Source organism: Mesorhizobium sp. M0184 (assembly GCF_040322215.1).
Lineage (GTDB): Bacteria > Pseudomonadota > Alphaproteobacteria > Rhizobiales > Rhizobiaceae > Mesorhizobium.
This window is the reverse complement of sequence record NZ_JAMYSZ010000003.1, coordinates 56,858-72,084: the sequence shown is the minus strand read 5'-3', so window position 1 is coordinate 72,084 and position 15,227 is coordinate 56,858. Positions and strand designations below refer to the sequence as shown.

At 63.1% G+C, this 15,227-nt stretch carries 20 protein-coding genes and 1 pseudogene; 12 read left to right on the top strand and 9 right to left on the bottom strand.

Annotated elements, in window-relative coordinates; translation table 11 throughout:
• Positions 1 to 242: 242 nt before the first annotated feature.
• On the top strand, positions 243 to 1,148 hold the full coding sequence (locus NKJ23_RS05370) for a S1C family serine protease (protein ID WP_352645421.1): 906 nt from the start codon (positions 243 to 245) through the stop codon (positions 1,146 to 1,148).
• A 15-nt stretch (positions 1,149 to 1,163) separates the two neighbouring features.
• On the opposite strand, the gene NKJ23_RS05365 is transcribed toward NKJ23_RS05370, so the two are convergent.
• The 5 genes from NKJ23_RS05365 to NKJ23_RS05345 all read right to left on the bottom strand — a co-directional run bounded on the left by NKJ23_RS05365 (position 1,164) and on the right by NKJ23_RS05345 (position 3,092).
• A complete protein-coding gene (locus tag NKJ23_RS05365; protein ID WP_352645419.1) occupies positions 1,164 to 1,775 on the bottom strand; it encodes a hypothetical protein in 612 nt (203 codons plus the stop codon).
• 43 nt (positions 1,776 to 1,818) lie between these two features.
• The gene (locus NKJ23_RS05360) at positions 1,819 to 2,016 is read right to left on the bottom strand and encodes a hypothetical protein (protein ID WP_352678859.1); all 198 of its coding nucleotides are present in this window, start codon (positions 2,014 to 2,016) and stop codon (positions 1,819 to 1,821) included.
• Positions 2,017 to 2,224: 208 nt separating this feature from the next.
• Positions 2,225 to 2,407 (bottom strand): DUF3606 domain-containing protein, encoded by a 183-nt coding sequence (locus tag NKJ23_RS05355; RefSeq protein WP_023675702.1) that lies wholly within the window; start codon positions 2,405 to 2,407, stop codon positions 2,225 to 2,227.
• 11 nt (positions 2,408 to 2,418) lie between these two features.
• Entirely contained in the window at positions 2,419 to 2,727 is a 309-nt protein-coding gene (locus tag NKJ23_RS05350; protein WP_023675703.1) for a hypothetical protein, read from the bottom strand.
• Positions 2,724 to 3,092, bottom strand: coding sequence for a hypothetical protein (locus tag NKJ23_RS05345; RefSeq protein ID WP_352678857.1), 369 nt, complete (start codon positions 3,090 to 3,092; stop codon positions 2,724 to 2,726). Before NKJ23_RS05345 ends, NKJ23_RS05350 begins: the two co-directional genes overlap by 4 nt.
• Before the next feature lie 300 nt (positions 3,093 to 3,392).
• Here NKJ23_RS05345 and NKJ23_RS05340 point away from each other — a divergent pair, with 300 nt between their 5' ends.
• Positions 3,393 to 4,352, top strand: coding sequence for a prohibitin family protein (locus NKJ23_RS05340; RefSeq protein ID WP_352678854.1), 960 nt, complete (start codon positions 3,393 to 3,395; stop codon positions 4,350 to 4,352).
• Positions 4,353 to 4,404: 52 nt separating this feature from the next.
• Here the strand turns inward: NKJ23_RS05340 and NKJ23_RS05335 are convergent, their stop codons facing one another.
• Positions 4,405 to 4,968, bottom strand: coding sequence for an RBBP9/YdeN family alpha/beta hydrolase (locus NKJ23_RS05335; RefSeq protein WP_352678851.1), 564 nt, complete (start codon positions 4,966 to 4,968; stop codon positions 4,405 to 4,407).
• Between the two features lie 111 nt (positions 4,969 to 5,079).
• Here NKJ23_RS05335 and NKJ23_RS05330 point away from each other — a divergent pair, with 111 nt between their 5' ends.
• Complete coding sequence (locus NKJ23_RS05330; protein ID WP_352465358.1) at positions 5,080 to 5,553, top strand: Lrp/AsnC family transcriptional regulator; 474 nt, start codon at positions 5,080 to 5,082, stop codon at positions 5,551 to 5,553.
• Positions 5,554 to 5,558: 5 nt separating this feature from the next.
• Here the strand turns inward: NKJ23_RS05330 and NKJ23_RS05325 are convergent, their stop codons facing one another.
• A complete protein-coding gene (locus NKJ23_RS05325) occupies positions 5,559 to 6,035 on the bottom strand; it encodes an Lrp/AsnC family transcriptional regulator (RefSeq protein ID WP_245274655.1) in 477 nt (158 codons plus the stop codon).
• A 157-nt stretch (positions 6,036 to 6,192) separates the two neighbouring features.
• Between NKJ23_RS05325 and NKJ23_RS05320 the strand changes: the two genes are divergently transcribed.
• The 3 genes from NKJ23_RS05320 to NKJ23_RS05310 all read left to right on the top strand — a co-directional run bounded on the left by NKJ23_RS05320 (position 6,193) and on the right by NKJ23_RS05310 (position 8,297).
• Positions 6,193 to 6,945 (top strand): tryptophan 2,3-dioxygenase family protein, encoded by a 753-nt coding sequence (locus NKJ23_RS05320; protein ID WP_352678847.1) that lies wholly within the window; start codon positions 6,193 to 6,195, stop codon positions 6,943 to 6,945.
• A 268-nt stretch (positions 6,946 to 7,213) separates the two neighbouring features.
• Positions 7,214 to 7,645: a DoxX family protein gene (locus NKJ23_RS05315; protein WP_352678844.1), complete on the top strand. Its 432-nt coding sequence runs from the start codon at positions 7,214 to 7,216 to the stop codon at positions 7,643 to 7,645.
• Positions 7,646 to 7,943: 298 nt separating this feature from the next.
• Positions 7,944 to 8,297, top strand: a complete 354-nt coding sequence (locus NKJ23_RS05310) for a hypothetical protein (RefSeq protein WP_352465355.1) — start codon at positions 7,944 to 7,946, stop codon at positions 8,295 to 8,297.
• Between the two features lie 72 nt (positions 8,298 to 8,369).
• On the opposite strand, the gene NKJ23_RS05305 is transcribed toward NKJ23_RS05310, so the two are convergent.
• Together NKJ23_RS05305 and NKJ23_RS05300 are read right to left on the bottom strand one after the other, a co-directional pair.
• Entirely contained in the window at positions 8,370 to 8,675 is a 306-nt protein-coding gene (locus NKJ23_RS05305; RefSeq protein ID WP_352679353.1) for a hypothetical protein, read from the bottom strand.
• 712 nt (positions 8,676 to 9,387) lie between these two features.
• Positions 9,388 to 10,206 carry a class I SAM-dependent methyltransferase gene (locus tag NKJ23_RS05300; RefSeq protein WP_352678842.1) on the bottom strand — a complete coding sequence of 273 codons (819 nt, stop codon included), beginning with the start codon at positions 10,204 to 10,206 and terminating at the stop codon, positions 9,388 to 9,390.
• A gap of 372 nt (positions 10,207 to 10,578) precedes the next feature.
• Here NKJ23_RS05300 and NKJ23_RS05295 point away from each other — a divergent pair, with 372 nt between their 5' ends.
• From NKJ23_RS05295 to NKJ23_RS05270, 6 genes and pseudogenes are all read left to right on the top strand, one after another.
• A complete protein-coding gene (locus NKJ23_RS05295; protein ID WP_352678839.1) occupies positions 10,579 to 10,983 on the top strand; it encodes a hypothetical protein in 405 nt (134 codons plus the stop codon).
• A 3-nt stretch (positions 10,984 to 10,986) separates the two neighbouring features.
• Positions 10,987 to 11,391, top strand: a complete 405-nt coding sequence (locus tag NKJ23_RS05290; RefSeq protein ID WP_352678837.1) for a hypothetical protein — start codon at positions 10,987 to 10,989, stop codon at positions 11,389 to 11,391.
• Positions 11,357 to 11,986: pseudogene (locus NKJ23_RS05285) on the top strand (terminase large subunit domain-containing protein); the annotation flags it as partial. The gene NKJ23_RS05290 and the pseudogene NKJ23_RS05285, both read left to right, overlap by 35 nt.
• Positions 11,987 to 12,316: 330 nt before the next feature.
• Positions 12,317 to 13,072 carry a phage terminase large subunit family protein gene (locus NKJ23_RS05280; protein WP_352678834.1) on the top strand — a complete coding sequence of 252 codons (756 nt, stop codon included), beginning with the start codon at positions 12,317 to 12,319 and terminating at the stop codon, positions 13,070 to 13,072.
• A gap of 51 nt (positions 13,073 to 13,123) precedes the next feature.
• Positions 13,124 to 14,245, top strand: a complete 1,122-nt coding sequence (locus NKJ23_RS05275) for a methyltransferase (RefSeq protein WP_352678831.1) — start codon at positions 13,124 to 13,126, stop codon at positions 14,243 to 14,245.
• A gap of 116 nt (positions 14,246 to 14,361) precedes the next feature.
• Positions 14,362 to 14,931, top strand: coding sequence for a hypothetical protein (locus NKJ23_RS05270; RefSeq protein WP_352678829.1), 570 nt, complete (start codon positions 14,362 to 14,364; stop codon positions 14,929 to 14,931).
• Positions 14,932 to 15,227 lie beyond the last annotated feature (296 nt).

The following is a 15,227-nucleotide window of genomic DNA, read 5'->3' as shown; positions in this document are numbered from 1 at the left end:
GCCTTTGGAAGGGTTGGGTTGGGAGGATATCAGATATCAACGTGGGTAATGGCGGAGGAACTTTGCATAGGGCAGCTTGGGATAGCCGTAGGTACAGATAGGGCTGCCGGCGCTGATGCAAAACCCCGGCGCGAACGGCGCGGCGCCGGTCCACGCCAAAGCCGGCGCCGCCTCTTGCGCCCGGTCACCTGCGCCATACCTATAGCCCATATCAGCCTGCGAACATTGCCAGGAACCAAAGCATGAATATCGAACCCCTTTTGCGATCCATCGTGGCCGTCCGCGCCACCGTGCCAGAGGACGCCTTCACGGCAAATACACTTGGCACCCGCCGCGAGGGCAGTGGCGTGGTCATCCGCGGCGACGGGCTGGTACTCACCATCGGCTATCTCACCACTGAGGCCGAGGAGGTCTGGCTGGCCGACCAGGACGGGCGCGTGGTTCCCGCCCATGCGCTCGCCTACGACCAGGAGTCGGGCTTCGGCCTGGTGCAGGCGCTGGCGCCGCTCGGGCTGCCCGCCATTGCGCTCGGTGATGCGTCCAGGGCCAAGATCGGCGATCCCGTCGTGCTCGCCGACGGCGTCGGCCGCTCCGTGCGGGCGCGGATCGTCACCAAGCAGGAATTCGCCGGCTATTGGGAATATCTGCTCGACGAGGCGATCTTCACGGCGCCGGCTCACCCCTCATGGGGCGGCGCCGGCCTCATCGGCGCGGATGGCAGGCTGCTCGGCATCGGTTCGCTGCGCCTGCAGATGAGCCGCAACGGCGAGGTCGCCGACATCAACATGGTGGTGCCGATCGATCTTCTGCCGCCCATCCTCGACGATCTGCTGACGCGCGGGCAGGTCGCCAGGCCGCCGCGGCCGTGGCTCGGCGCCTTCTCGGCCGAGAGCGACGGCAAGGTCGTGGTGATGAGCGTCGCCGAGGGCGGTCCAGCCGCCCAGGCGGGCCTTCGCCAGGGCGATGTCATCTCGGATGTCCGCGACACGGCGGTCGATGGGCTTGCCGATTTTTATCGCAAGCTTTGGAAGAGCGGTCCGGCCGGTGCCGAGATCCCGCTCCGGGTGCTGCGCGATGGCCGCGAAACCTGGCTGCGCGTCAAGTCCGCCGATCGCAACAGCCTGCTGTGGAAGCCGCCGCTGCAGTGAGGCAACCGAAACCTCTCACTCTCCGCAAGCGCTGAAGCCAGTGCCCGGGGTCCACTCCGCGAATGGGATGACCTTGCCTTCGACCGATACGGTCGCTTGCCTGGTGGTGCCGTCCGCCAGCTTCTTGCTGCTGTTGCCCTTGCCGGTCAGCACATTGTAGTCGCAGTCGCCGGCAACATTGTCGTCCATGTAATCCCAATACTCGTAGGCAAAACCGGCGACGACGAACGTGCCGTTGCGCCAGGCGAGCGTCAGCGTCTTGTTGGTCCGCTCGCTGCCGATCTCCATCGCCGGAATATAGAGCTTGATCGAACCGTTGGGGAGCGCAGTGAGTTCGGGCTCAGTGTCGGATGTGGCGGGGCCCGGCCGGTCGTAATCCTTCCATTCCCCGTCAATCTGATCATGCACGATCCCGGCAGGTTTTAGAAAATCGCCATCGCGATCTTTGAGGAAAAAATACAGGTCCATGGGAGAGCCGGGCTCGGTCTCGACGATCATCGCCAGATCGGCGGCGCCGTCGCCGTTCCAGTCGCCGGTCGCCGCCGTGATGATCTTCTGGGTCTCGATCGGCTCCGCCAGGGCGGCGGCCGGCAGCAGCAAGACCAGACCGAATATTATCGATCGCATGTAGATCCCCCGCGCTTGGGCAGGCCTGAGACGCACGCGCTTCTCAGGAGGCCCGGCTCTGCCGCGTCTCGGAACGGCTCGTCTCGTTGAGCAGCCGGCAGAGCGAAACCGCTTCACGACGGCTCAGGCCGATCAGCGCGATTTCCGAAAATTGCGCCGGCAGATCGTGAATGATGTCCCACACCATCCAACGGCCGTTCGGCTCCATGACACATTCGTAGCGCAATAATTGTTCCTGCATCCGACCCCCGGCTTTGCTCACCGGACTGGTACAGCGTCGAGGTAAATGAGTTGTTGCGCCGCGCGAGTATTCCGCGGCTGTCAAAACCAGGCGTTGAATCCCCACAGGGGCGAACCCGACAGGTCACGGCTGACGGTGCCGATACTCTCGACAAGGCGGCAGGGCAGGGACGCTTCCGGCGTGAACGGCGGCCGCCGCCAGAATTGGATCAGGCGTTGCGGCTCGCCATATGCGCGTCGAGCTTCCTCCTCGAGGGGCCGTAACGCTTGATGATGGTCGCGGCCTCGCTTTGCGGTATGCCGTATTTGCGGGCAAAAGCAGCGACCTCGTATGGCTCTTCGCCGGAGACCAGTTTGCGATCCTGCTTGGTCTTGGATTTGTCGTCGGCCATGGCGTCCTCCATCACATCTGGTCGTTATAGGGCTCCTTGGTCCGGCCGACCATCCTGGCCAGTTCGGCAAAGGACGGTACGCCGGTTTCACCCTGGGCATTGTTGGCCGCCTGCAGCAGCCTGAGCGGAAAGCAGACGGCGTCGCGGTTGGATGGCGACATGTCTTCATAGAGACGCTCGTCGCTGGTCATCGCCGCCTCGGCGCGGCGCAACGCCATGTCGACCTCGTCGACCGATAACAGGCCCTTGTGGACCAGCGCGTTGTTGACGGCCGCGATCGCCATCATCAATCCTTCGAGCTGGAGATTGGCGACGTTCATCGTCTTGCGTCCTTGCCGGGCTTCTTGGCGGTGGCCTTGCCGTCTGGCCGGATCGCTGCGCGCGGCGGGTTCTGGCCCTCCGAATGCAGGGTCCTGTCGTCGAAATCGTCAGCCGGCCTGGTCAATCCCATGCCGCCGGGAGGCGGCTTGTTGCCGGCCGCATCCTGCGAAAATTCGTCGGCCGCGTCGGGGCTCGTCTTTGCCGGATATTTCCTCGCGCCGGTCTCGTAGCGGTTCTGGTCGTCGGCCATGTCCTGTGCTCCGGTTGCAATGAGCAGATAACTTTCAGGCGCCGCGAGCGGTTCCGTGGTGAAATCGACCTTGCCGGCGCCGAAGCCTTCGCAATCTGTCGGGTTTTCGTGCATTCTTGTGCATGCCAACGATGCTTCGCCCCGACGCGCCGGCACAATGCTGCTCCTACTGCGGTGGGCGCGACCACAATTACGAGGATTGCCCAAAGCGCAAAACCGATGCCGAACGGCAGAAGGAGACGCCAGGCAACGCGTCCCAGCCCGCTGCCGCGGCTGCAGGGGAAATCCGCTAGCCAGCCAGAACCACCCGCCGGTCCGGCCGGTTGGCGCGAAGGTCCTTCCATATCCAGAGGATTGCAATGCCGCCACTATTGTGGGCAAAAGCAGCACGGGCAATCAGGTTGGGGTGGGGTGATGACCGAAACGCAAGGTAATTCAAGCCGTCCGCAGGGCAAGCCGGGGATGGCATCGGGGTCGATCGGTTCCGGCCTGATCGCACTCGTCATCGTGGCGCTCGGCGTCTTTGCGCTGTTTGGATCCTGGTACACGATCGACCAGGGCGACCGCGGCGTGCTCTTGACCAACGGAGCGCTGAGTTCGGTCGTTGATCCCGGACTGCATTTCAAGCTGCCGTGGTTACAGCGTGTCGAGAAGATCAGCCTGCGCCAGCAGGTGCTCAAATGGGGCTGCGAGAACCAGAACGATTGCAGCGGCCTGCCGGCCATGCAGGCCTATTCGCGCGACCAGCAGCCGGCCGACATGCGCGTCACCGTCAACTTCCACGTGCCGGCCGCCGAAGTCAGCAACGTCTACACCAACTATGGATCGATCGAGGCACTGGCCGACCGTGTCATTGCCAGGAAAGCACCGCAGGAGATCAAGACGGTGTTCGGCCAGTACGACGCGGTGTCGGTTATCCAGAACCGGGCGAAGTTCAACAAGGACGTCGCCGAGGCCATCGCGGCGGTAACCGACGGCCCGGTGATGATCGACAGCGTGCAGGTCGAGAACATCGACTTCTCCGACGCCTACGAGCAGGCGGTCGAAGCCAGGATGACGGCTCAGGTCGAGGTGCAGAAGCAGGAACAGAACCTGCAGCAGGAAAAGATCAAGGCCGATATCGCCGTCACCCAGGCCAAGGGCCGCGCCGACAGCGTCAAGGCCGAAGCCGAGGCCAGCGCCTACAAGACCAGGGTCGAAGGCGATGCGACCGCGAGCGCCATCAAGGCTCGCGCCGCCGCAATCGCCAACAATCCGCTGCTGGTCGAACTGACCAAGGCGGAGAGATGGAACGGCGAATTGCCGAAGTCGATGATCCCGGGCTCGACCGTACCGTTCCTCGAACTCAGCACGCCTGCCGCAGCATCGAACTGAGGCGCGGCGCAAACCAGATCAGGACGGCGGCGCGATAGCCGTCCTGGTGCGGTTACGGCTGAAGCACGGCGCCTCGGGCGATTGCCTGCGTTTGACTTAGAGCTGTCAGCAGCTCCATTCCCGCCGGCCAGTTGCCGAGCCCGCTGTCGCCATTGATGTGGCCAAGCGGTCCGGCGATATGGAGATCGCTGCCCCATCGCTCGGATTTCGCCCTGGCATAGTCCAGCGAGCCGTAGGGATCGTTGGTGCTGGCGACAATCAGCGACGGAAAGCGAAGCCGTTGTTGCGGTGCGTCGGCGAAGGCCCGGGCAGAGGAGGGGAAGGCCGGCGACGCAGGGTCCGGAACCGCGACCAGCAACGCGCCGCCGATAGAGCGGGGGGAGATCCGCTGCCAGTGTACGATGAGCAGACAGCCGAGGCTATGGGCGACGAGCATCGGCGGTGTCCTTGCCTGGCATACACCCGTTTCCAGCGCGGCCACCCAGTCGTCGAGGTCCGGCGCGTCCCAACTCGACGGGTTGAACCGCCGCATCGCCGGGTTTGCCTGCTGCCAACGTGTCTGCCAGTGGGCTTTGCCCGATCCGCCGATGCCCGGCACAATGATGAAGTCGGTCATGCGAAGCCCTTCTTTCCTGATGCAGCGCGTGCAATTCTAGGTCTTCTTCCAGGTGGCGGAATGAGAGATCATCGGAAAGCAGCGACGAAATCCGATGGATTAAAGGCGATCATGCGGAACGGCGATTATCGGCCAAGGCTCGACCCCACCGATCTGGCGATCATTGAGATCATGCAGGAGGATGGCCGCATCGGCATCTCCGAGCTTGGCCGCCGCGTCGGACTGTCCCAGCCCGCCACCTCGGAACGGGTGAAGCGGCTGGAGGAGCGCGGCGTCATCACCGGTTACAAGGCGGTGATCAATTCGGCAGCGCTCGGGCTCGGCACCATGGCGGTCATCCGCCTGCGCACCACGCATGAGCATATCCAGGCCTGCCTGAAGAGGTTCGCCCAATTGCCGGAGGTGGTCGAGGTGCTGCGGGTGACCGGCGAGGATTGTTTTCTGGTCAAGGTCGTGGTCCCGTCACCGCCCGATCTTGAAAGCATCGTCGACAGCATCGGCCACTACGGCACGGTGACGACAAATGTGGTTCTGCGCGCCGAGCAACCGAAGCGGCTGGGACGCGAATTGATGACCAGGGCCTGACCGGTCTATCGCTTGGTCTGCGTATGCCCGACGGCATTGGCGAACGAGATGCCGCCCTTGATCTCGCGCATCGCCATCGAGGTGATCGTGCGCCGCACGCCGGGCAGCCGGCTGAGCTCCTCGCGCAGCATCCTGTCGAGCGCCATCATGTCGACGGTGACGATCTGCAGGAGATAGTCGGCCTCGCCAGTCGTGGCGTGGCAGCGGCGGATCAGCGGATGCTTTTTGACCGCCGCCTCGAAGGCGTCCGACAGTTCGAAATCGATCGACACCTGGATGAAGGCTTCGATGCCGAAGCCGAGCTTGGCCGGGTCGATCCGGGTCGAGTAGCCGCGGATGACGCCGGCGTCCTCAAGCGCCTTCACCCGCTTCCAGCACGGCGTCTTGCTCAAGCCGACCTCATCGGCGAGCGCGGCAAAGGAGATGCGGGCCTCGCGTTCGAGCGCCGCGACGATCTTCCGGTCGACCGCGTCCAGCATCATTCGTTCTTCCAATCTGCTTCAGCGACAATTTTCGTCCTTCGTTTCCCGCCAATCGAATAACAGAAAGGGACAATGTTCGGCAAGAAAGCGATTAGACTCGGGGGACCGGGATCCAACAAGCGCCTGCGGCCCAACGGCCGGGGCAAGGAGCATGGCCATGGACAAGCAGGACTATTATGCCCGCATCGAAACGCCTGAGATGCGCGACTATGGCGTCTACCTCAAATGCGACAGGCTGCTTGCCTGCCAGAAGCCGCTGGCCGAGATGGTGAATGCCGACGAGTTGCAGTTCCAGATCGTGCACCAGGTCGAGGAGCTGTGGATGAAGCTCATCGCCTATACGCTGGTCGATGTCGTCGATTTCCTAGAAAAGCAGGACACGCATCGCATCGTCACGCTGATGGCGCGCGTGCACCGGCTGATGCGGCTGATGACGGCGCAGCTCGACCTGCTCGAAACCATGTCGCCCAAGGAATACCAGCAGATCCGGCTGCAGCTCGGCAATGGCAGCGGCCAGGAATCGCCGGGCTTCAAGCAGCTGCTGCGCCTGCCGCCCGATCTGTGGCGGGCCTTCAAGGCGTCATACCTCGACGACCGCGGCCTTTCGGTCGAGGATGTCTACGATACCGGCTACGATCACGGCGACAGCTATGTCGTTGCCGAAGCGCTGATCGAGTTCGACGAGCTGTTCCAGAAATTCCGTGCCAACCACCTCTATCTCATCCACCGCACGATCGGCCTCGGCGCGAAATCGCTGAAGGGCCGGCCGGTCGAATTGCTGGAAGCCGGCGCCCGCCACCGCTTCTTCCCGGAACTCTGGGACATACGCTGGGCGATGACCGACCGCTGGGGCAGCCAGTATGGAACGGTACGGGAGCCGATCAGCAAGCCGGGGGTCAAGGTGGGGTAGTACAACCTTCCTTCTCCCCTTGTGGGAGAAGGTGGATCGGCGCGCAGCGCCGAGACGGATGAGGGGTGTTGGACGGAGTGCCGCCGGCGCCAAGCTGGAGCACCCCTCATCCGTCGCCTTCGGCGACACCTTCTCCCACAAGGGGAGAAGGGAAGGCGCCACTTTGGTGCCGCGCTTGTATCCTGCAGGTTTTTCGGGGGATGATGTCGGGCTTGCGGCTGGTGGTGCGTCCTTGGGGCACAACCATCGTAACTCTTGGGAGGACATCATGACCTTGGAAACCGCTCAATCAACCGTTCAGTCGCCGTGGCAGACCGCGGCAATCCTCATCGGCCTGCTGATCTTCGCAGCCGTGTTCCTGATGGCCGTGATCTTCAAATTCATCGATATCGGCGCCACCGCCGGCTATATCGCGGCGGCTGGATTTCCGTTCCCGCTGTTCCTGGCCTGGTGCGCAGCCCTGCTCGAGGTCGTCCTCGTTCTATGCTTCCTGACTGGCGCCTTCTTCTCATGGGCAGCACTCGTCGCCGGCGCCTATGTGCTGTTCCTCGGCTTCGCCTTCCACGGGCCGTCGCACTGGGCCGGCAACCAGGCGGAGTTCGGCTTCTTCGTCGATCACTTCACTTTCCTGGCCGGGCTGCTGTTTGCCGCCGTGCACGGGCCGGGCAGGGTCCTGGCGCTGAGGCTTGGCAGGGGGTGATCCCCAATCTCGGAGGCGGCGTTCTCGTAAAGGCGCTCAGAAGGTGGCTGCGACAATGGCGGTCGGGTCTATGACCGCGACCAGGGCCAGATCGGCAGCACGATCCGCACCAGCATCGTCGTGACGATCGAGAGCGGCCGGGTACCGTCATTCCGGCCATCCGCAGGTCGCGCGCAATAAAAGCGACAGCTAAAGTACGAGCGTTCGAGGTTTATGCTTTTTGTAGATGCGCCTGCATTCCCTCTGTACTTCCAACTTTCGGCGGGCTAAGCAAGACACGGGTCTTGAGGGGGAATTCATGAACATCGCCACGCGTTTTGCTGCCGCCATGATCGGCACGTCTCTGCTTGCCGGCTGCACTACCTTGACCGAAGGCGAATTCAACACGATGCATACCACGCTTGAAGGCAGCCCTGTCACCAAGCGCGTGGCGATCAACGAATGCATTGCACGCGAGAGGTCCACCCCGCTCAACGAAAGAAAGACTTACGCAGCAATCATGAATGTCAGTGTCGCAAAATACGACAGCGCCTTTTGTAACCGGCTCTTTAATGCCGTTGCAAATGGCAGGCTGACTTACGCGGACTACCGCAGGCTTTCCTCGCCGGGGGCCGACAGCAGCAAGTTGATCAAGATCCTGCAGGGCCGCTAGCAGTCGCCGCCAGCAGTCTTGCCGCCCCGGCGCGGCAAAGCTGGTATCGCCGCGTCAGCTCCGATCGCGGTGTCACATCTGGTCGTTGTAAGGTTCCTTGATCTGACCGACCATGCGTGCCAGTTTCGAGAAGGACGGCATGTCCGTCTCCGGCTGACATTGATTGGCCAACTCCAGCAGTCGGATCGGGAAGTTGACGGCGTCGCGGCTCGACGCCGACATGCCTTCGGACCTTTCCTCGTTGGTCTCGCTGGCTTCGGCCTTGCGCAAGGCGATGTCTATGTCCTCGACAGAGACCACGCCCTTGCGGACCAGAACCTGATTGATTGATGCGATGGCCATAAGCAGGCCTTCGAGTTGCAGATTGGCGACGTTCATGGCTTTTGCTCCCATTGGCTGGGGTTCAAACGCGCGAATGCCTGTTCTGATCCGCGGCTGGGGCTGCTCGTCGGCCGGTGAGATGCCTCGGCAAATGGAGGAAGCGCCAATTGCCGACGCTGCGTTCGCGCCCACAAAGTGGCTGGCGGGCAACGCGAGGCGCCGAAGAGAATTCGGTTTTTTTGTCGCAACGCCACATTTTGTTCTTGCTTTGTGCCGGCAGCTATGCTACTAATTTGGGTATGGTGCCAATTGGCTCCAACGACCCGCCCGCCGAGGCGGGTTTTTGTTTTCAGGCTTCTTTTCGATCGAACGTTGCTTGTGTTGCCGGCTGTGAAGTCGGCGGGACAGCGCCCGGGACAGTACCCCCCCTCTGGCCTGCCGGCCATCTCCCCCTCAAGTGGGGAGATTGGGTTTCGGCACTGCGCTCTTCCTGCAACGTTGGAGATTGGCGAAAGCCGGCGCGAAAGCCGATCTCCCCCCAAGTGGGGGAGATGTCCGGCAGGACAGAGAGGGGCGCGAAGGAATGCAGCCTAGCGGTCTTCTTGGAAGGTCAATCGGGAGGCGGACAAGGCGAGGCGTTGAAAGGAAATCGCATTTTTTTGTCGCCGCGCCACATTTTGTTCTTGCTTTGTGCCGGCAGCTATGCTACTAATCTGGGTATGGTGCCAATTGGCTCCAACGACCCGCCCGCCGAGGCGGGTTTTTGTTTTCAGGCCGGTTTGGAGACGATCACGGCGAGCGAAGCGAGCTTTCCGTCACTCAGGCTTCGGATGTAGTTGCGGCGGCGCTGCAGGAATTCCGCGCCCATGACGACTTCATTTGCCTGCTGCTGCGCCGGCGAGGGCACGATGCCGGAATTGGCCCTCTTCAGCGCCAGCTCAACATGTTCGCCGGTTTCGTCGACGATTTCGTCGATGCGAAATCCGGCATCGACAAACAGGGTTTTCAATTTTTCCCGATCGGCGAGGTGGCTGGTCGCCGCAGAAACCGCCCAGGGCATGGGATAGTAGGGCTCGCCGCCGGCGAGCACGGCTTCGGTCCAGATCAGCCTGCCTCGCGGTTTCAGCACGCGCCAGGCCTCGTCGATGACCGCGGCCTTGTTCTCGATGTTCATGCCGACATAGAAGCAGATCGCCGCATCGAAGGTGCTGTCGCCAAAAGGCAGTTTCGTTGCGTCGGCCTGATGGAAGCGAACCTTGTCTGCCAGTCCGCTGAGTGCGGTCAGTCGGCTCGACGCGGCGACAAAGGCTGGTGTCAGGTCGATGCCGTCGACCTGGCAGCCATAGGTCGAGGCCAGAAATCTTGCCGGCCCGCCAATGCCGCTGCCGATATCCAGGATCCGATCTGTCGGCGAAGGAGCAAGACGGGCCGCATGCTCCCGCGTGGCGATCAGTTCGCGGCCATGGAGCTGATCGAATGGATAGAGTTGCGCGGCCTCGAGTTTTCCGGCCGGGTCGGCGTCCGGGATCGCGGCCAATATGCGATCGACGATGCCGTCGCTGCCGTAGTGACTGGTGACATTGCCCATGACGCGTTCCCCTCAAGCGCAACCACCATCCCATCAACGCAAGTCTCACGCAATGCCCGCCTTTTTCGCCCCTCCTTCCAGCCGTTCACCGACGAGGGTGCGAGGTCGTCAGTGCATTTTTCTGCCGCCGCGCCACATTTTGTTCTTGCTTTGTGCCGGCAGCTATGCTACTAATCTGGGTATGGTGCCAATTGGCTCCAACGACCCGCCCGCCGAGGCGGGTTTTTCATTTCGGGCTCCTGTTCGACCGAATGTTGCGTGTGCTGCCGAGGTATGTCGGCGCGATGAGCGCGACCGACTATCCCGGTCCGCAACCACCTATCGTCCATAGATTTCCCAACGCGCCCGTGCGCCCATTTCAGAGAACACCCCATGTCCAGTCGCTATGCCACCATCATCACCGACGATGACGCACGCGAGGTCGTCAGCGCCATTGGCGAGTTCGCCGGCGCCGCACCCTATGCCCGCCATGGCCGCTTCGAGCAGGTCGCCGCCGGCGTGCGGATCGGCATGGTGCGTGGCGGTACCGTCGATGCGGTCGGCGGCTTCGGCTTCCCGTCGGGAGCACTCGACGACAAGGCGGCGGCAATTCTCAGGGCAAGGCTGAATGCCTTGCCCGACGCCGGTGCGATGAAGCCCGGCACGACGACTGATGCGAAACCGGCAAGCCAGCCGCGGAAGCGGAAGTCGGCACGCGCCGGCAAGAAGGCCAGGCCGCGCAAGCGCATCGTGCGGCCAGGCAACAAGAAGCCGATGTCCGCCGGGACGGCGGAGTAGGGCATGGCCAAGGCTCCTTCCGCCGGCGATCCGCAGCCGCACGATCAAGCACCCGGCAAGCCCGGCCGAACCAAGCGGGCGAAGAAGACGCTGGCCGACGGCTTTCTCGAAGCGATCCGCGCCGATTTTCGCGCCCATGGCGCCGGCGTCATCGCCGAGGTGCGCGCCGAAAAGCCCGATCAGTATCTGAAGCTCGTGGTGTCGGTGCTGCCCAAGGATCTTAATGTCAACATCAACAATCTGGATGCATTGAGCGATGACGAAATCAGGCAGCGCATCCGCGGCCTCGAAGCCGTCCTCAGGCCGTTCCTCGAGAAGCCGGGCTTCGCAAAAGGCCTCGCACAGCCGGGCGCCAAGGACGGAATATCTCAGCCTGCTGGCGGAGCTGGACCGCAGGCGCCGCACTAACCAGCTTGCCGCCTATCGGCCCTATTCCAGGCAGGCCGAGTTCCATGCAGCCGGCGCGACCAATCGCGAGCGCCTGTTCATGGCCGGCAACCAGCTCGGCAAGACCAGGGCCGGCGGCGCCGAATGGGCGATGCACCTCACCGGCCGCTATCCCGACTGGTGGCAAGGCAAGGTTTTCGATTGTCCGGTTCGGATGTGGGCGGCCGGCGTCACCGGCGAAAGCACGCGCGACAACCCGCAGCGCATCCTGATCGGCCCGCCGCAGCAGCAGGCGGCCTGGGGCACCGGCATGATCCCGGCCGACGCCGTCGTCAGCACGATGGCGGGACGGGCGCCGGGCGCGCTCGACAGCGTCGTGGTGCGCTGGGGCGGCGGTGGCGACGTCCAGGCCGGTGAATCGGTGCTGTCGTTCAAGAGCTACGAGAAGGGTCGCGAGAAATGGCAGGGCGAAACGCTGCACGGCGTCTGGTTCGACGAGGAGCCGCCGCTCGACATCTATTCCGAAGGGCTGACCCGCACCAACGCCACCGGCGGCATCACCATCGTCACCTTCACGCCGCTGCTCGGCATGAGCGATGTGGTGCTGCTGTTCTTGTCTGCGGGGGAGGTGGGAGGGATGGGGAGGGGGTGAGGCAAGTTCAGGAAAGAAGCATTCGCTCTTCTCATCCGTTGCGTTCCTTCGCGCCCCCCTCTGTCCTGCCGGACATCTCCCCCACGAGGGGGGAGATTGGCAATTTCACCGGCCGCGCTTTGCAGTCGACGTTGGAGGTTGGCGAAAGCTGGAGTGGCATCCGATCTCCCCCCTTGTGGGGGAGATGTCCGGCAGGACAGAGAGGGGCGCTGTCCCGCCATCGGAAAGTTCTTTGTCAAACAGCACCATACGTCCAGCGCCTGCCACCACGATTCAATGCCGCGAGGGCGCACAATGACCCGCCACGTCACCTTCATGACCATCGACGATGCCGGGCATTATACGCCGCAGCAGCGCGCCGAGATCATTGCCGCCTATCCGGCGCATGAGCGCGAGGCGCGGGCCAAGGGCATTCCGGTGCTCGGCTCCGGCCGCATCTTTCCGGTGGCCGAGGAGCTGATCGCCTGCGAGCCGTTCCGGCTGCCGCGCTACTGGCCGCGGCTCGGCGCCCTCGATTTCGGCTGGGACCATCCGTCGGCCGCCGTCGAGCTCGCCTGGGATACGGAGGCCGATGTCGTCTATGTCACGAAAGCCTGCCGAGCTTCGCAGCAGACGCCGGCCATGCAGGCGCTGACGCTGAAACCATGGGGCGAATGGCTGCCTTGGGCGTGGCCGCGCGACGGCCGCCGCGAGACGCTGGAAGGTGCCGGCACCGCACTTGCGAGGCAGTATTCAGCGCATGGGCTGAACATGCTCGTCAGCCATGCGCAGTTCGCCGACGGTTCGGTCTCCGTCGAAGCCGGGCTGATGGAGATGCTCGACCGCATGCATTCAGGCCGCTTCAAGGTGTTTGCGACGCTTTTGCCGTGGTTCGAGGAGTTCCGGCTCTATCACCGCCGGGACGGCCAGGTGGTGAAGCTGCGCGACGATTTGATGTCGGCGACCCGCTACGGCGTGATGATGCTGAGGGAAGCGCAGGTCGACCCGGCGGTGTTCAAGGCCGCGCGGCGGAAGGCGGGGCAAGCCGATCCGCTGGGGGCGTTTCGGTGAGGAAAATCGGGGAGGGAGGCAACGCGCTCCGGCTCCGATTGGAAAACTGTAGTGAACGTCCGTGGACGTGGTGTAGCATCGAATGATCCCGCTCAAGGGACGCATCGGCGTGGCCTCACGGGGCATTCGCCGATAGGGGAGGATCAGATGCAAAACGGAATTTCTCCAGACCACATACTGCAAATTGGCTTTGGATTCTGGCCAGCCAAGACATTGTTGAGCGCCGTGGAACTGGGACTCTTCTCGCTGCTTGCGGACGGCCCCAAAACGGGCCTCGAACTGCAAGGCGCGATGAGGCTGCATCCGCGCGCAACGTATGATTTTCTCGACACCCTCGTCGCGCTCGGATTGCTGCAGAGGGACGGCGCCGGTGAAACCGGCAAATACGGCAATACGCCATCGACCGCGCTGTTCCTGGTCAAGCGGAGCCCCCAATACATCGGTGGAATCCTTGAGATGGCGAACGCACGACTGTATCGGTTCTGGGGCGATCTCACACCGGCATTGCAAACCGGAAAGCCTCAAAACGAGATCAAGGAGACAGGCAAGTCGATGTTCGGCGAACTCTATGCGGACCCGGCGCGCCTGGAGCAGTTCATGGACGCGATGAGCGGCATCTCCATGGGCAATTTCACGGCGTTTGCCGAGAAATTCGACTTTTCCAACTATAAGACGCTGGCCGATATAGGCGGCGCAACCGGGCAGCTTTCGGCCATCGTCGCGGCGCGGCATCCGCACATGCAATGTCGGACGTGCGATCTCGCCGATGTGCAGCCGATCGCCGAACGGCGCTTGAGGGAGCGCAATCTCGGCGGCCGGGTCATCGCCGAGGCGATCGACTTCTTCGCGGACGAATTCCCCAAGGCGGACATCATCACGATGGGAATGATCCTTCACGACTGGAATCTCGAGAACAAGAAAATGCTGATCGCCAAGGCCTATCGTGCATTGCCGACCGGCGGCGCGCTGGTCGCCATCGAGAACATCATCGACGATGAACGCAGGCAAAACGGCTTCGGTCTCATGATGTCGCTGAACATGCTGATCGAATTTGGCGAGGCGTTTGACTTCACCGGCGCCCAGTTCACCGAGTGGTGCAAAGAGGCAGGGTTTAGTCGCTGCGAGATTATTCCGTTGGCGGGACCTGCAAGCGCAGCAGTGGCTTACAAGTAGAGGCTTGGCACCCAGTTCGCTGGCTGGGTCGAGGCCGGGCTGATTGAAATGCTGGACCGCATGCAAGGTCGACCGCCGCCTTCTAGCGCCGCAGTGGACGGTAAGGTTCGCCGAGCATGACCCTCCGCATCATTCCCGCCACGCTGCGCGATCTCTCCTACATCGCCGCCAACCTCCGGCCAGAGGACCGGGCCGAGATCGACTGCCAGTTCGACGAGTGGTCGCCGGCGCTGCTGGCGCTGACGGCGCTGCAGGGCTTTGCTTACGTCGCCGAGCTCGACGGCAATCCGGAGGCCGGCTTTGGCGCTGCCGAGCAGCGCAGCGGGCTGCGCCGCATGAGGCGCTGCGTGCCTGGGATTACGGAATTCTTTCATGCCGTGCTCGGGCCTGAAGTTGCGGCGCGCGGCGCCTGGCGTGTCGAGGCCCGCGCCTTGGCGGCCAATCAACTGGCGCTGCGCTGGCTTGCCCGGCTGGGCGCTATGCAACGCTGCCGCCTGCCGGGCTATGGCCGGAACGGCGAGGATTTTCTGCTCTACGACTGGACAAGAGCCTCTCACTTTGGAGAAAACCATGTGCCTTTTTCAAAAGCCGCCGGCGCTGAAGCCGTTGCCACCGACACCGACCATTGCCGACAAGGACGTGCAGGCGCGCGAAGCCGCCTTGCGGGCCCAGCTTGCGGCCAATGACGGCACCGCCGGAACCGTGAAGACCGATTTGTCGCCCGGCGATCTGACCGGCCAGCGCCGCGTGCTGCTGGGGGTTTGACATGGGCGCGATGAGACGAGTGTTCCGCAACCGGGTGCTGGCGTGGTGGTACTGGCGCCGGCACGCGCGGTTGGTGAAGAAGAGAGGCGGGATGAGGGCTCTTCCTTCTCCCCTTGTGGGAGAAGGTGGATCGGTGCGGCAGCGCCGAGCCGGATGAGGGATGCTGGAAGGATGAGGCGAAAAAACCTTTAGCGATTTGAAGAGCTTACCTCTGCAA

What these genes read in the sequence shown, in the direction of transcription:
- NKJ23_RS05300 (WP_352678842.1), bottom strand. Translation starts at nt 10,206, where the DNA reads ATGGGCAATGTCACCAGTCACTACGGCAGCGACGGCATCGTCGATCGC.
- NKJ23_RS05330 (WP_352465358.1), top strand. Translation starts at nt 5,080, where the DNA reads ATGCGGAACGGCGATTATCGGCCAAGGCTCGACCCCACCGATCTGGCG.
- NKJ23_RS05320 (WP_352678847.1), top strand. Translation starts at nt 6,193, where the DNA reads ATGGACAAGCAGGACTATTATGCCCGCATCGAAACGCCTGAGATGCGC.
- NKJ23_RS05355 (WP_023675702.1), bottom strand. Translation starts at nt 2,407, where the DNA reads ATGGCCGACGACAAATCCAAGACCAAGCAGGATCGCAAACTGGTCTCC.
- NKJ23_RS05365 (WP_352645419.1), bottom strand. Translation starts at nt 1,775, where the DNA reads ATGCGATCGATAATATTCGGTCTGGTCTTGCTGCTGCCGGCCGCCGCC.
- NKJ23_RS05270 (WP_352678829.1), top strand. Translation starts at nt 14,362, where the DNA reads ATGACCCTCCGCATCATTCCCGCCACGCTGCGCGATCTCTCCTACATC.
- NKJ23_RS05280 (WP_352678834.1), top strand. Translation starts at nt 12,317, where the DNA reads ATGACCCGCCACGTCACCTTCATGACCATCGACGATGCCGGGCATTAT.
- NKJ23_RS05315 (WP_352678844.1), top strand. Translation starts at nt 7,214, where the DNA reads ATGACCTTGGAAACCGCTCAATCAACCGTTCAGTCGCCGTGGCAGACC.
- NKJ23_RS05345 (WP_352678857.1), bottom strand. Translation starts at nt 3,092, where the DNA reads ATGCACGAAAACCCGACAGATTGCGAAGGCTTCGGCGCCGGCAAGGTC.
- NKJ23_RS05340 (WP_352678854.1), top strand. Translation starts at nt 3,393, where the DNA reads ATGACCGAAACGCAAGGTAATTCAAGCCGTCCGCAGGGCAAGCCGGGG.
- NKJ23_RS05370 (WP_352645421.1), top strand. Translation starts at nt 243, where the DNA reads ATGAATATCGAACCCCTTTTGCGATCCATCGTGGCCGTCCGCGCCACC.
- NKJ23_RS05305 (WP_352679353.1), bottom strand. Translation starts at nt 8,675, where the DNA reads ATGAACGTCGCCAATCTGCAACTCGAAGGCCTGCTTATGGCCATCGCA.
- NKJ23_RS05335 (WP_352678851.1), bottom strand. Translation starts at nt 4,968, where the DNA reads ATGACCGACTTCATCATTGTGCCGGGCATCGGCGGATCGGGCAAAGCC.
- NKJ23_RS05325 (WP_245274655.1), bottom strand. Translation starts at nt 6,035, where the DNA reads ATGATGCTGGACGCGGTCGACCGGAAGATCGTCGCGGCGCTCGAACGC.
- NKJ23_RS05350 (WP_023675703.1), bottom strand. Translation starts at nt 2,727, where the DNA reads ATGAACGTCGCCAATCTCCAGCTCGAAGGATTGATGATGGCGATCGCG.
- NKJ23_RS05295 (WP_352678839.1), top strand. Translation starts at nt 10,579, where the DNA reads ATGTCCAGTCGCTATGCCACCATCATCACCGACGATGACGCACGCGAG.
- NKJ23_RS05360 (WP_352678859.1), bottom strand. Translation starts at nt 2,016, where the DNA reads ATGCAGGAACAATTATTGCGCTACGAATGTGTCATGGAGCCGAACGGC.
- NKJ23_RS05310 (WP_352465355.1), top strand. Translation starts at nt 7,944, where the DNA reads ATGAACATCGCCACGCGTTTTGCTGCCGCCATGATCGGCACGTCTCTG.
- NKJ23_RS05290 (WP_352678837.1), top strand. Translation starts at nt 10,987, where the DNA reads ATGGCCAAGGCTCCTTCCGCCGGCGATCCGCAGCCGCACGATCAAGCA.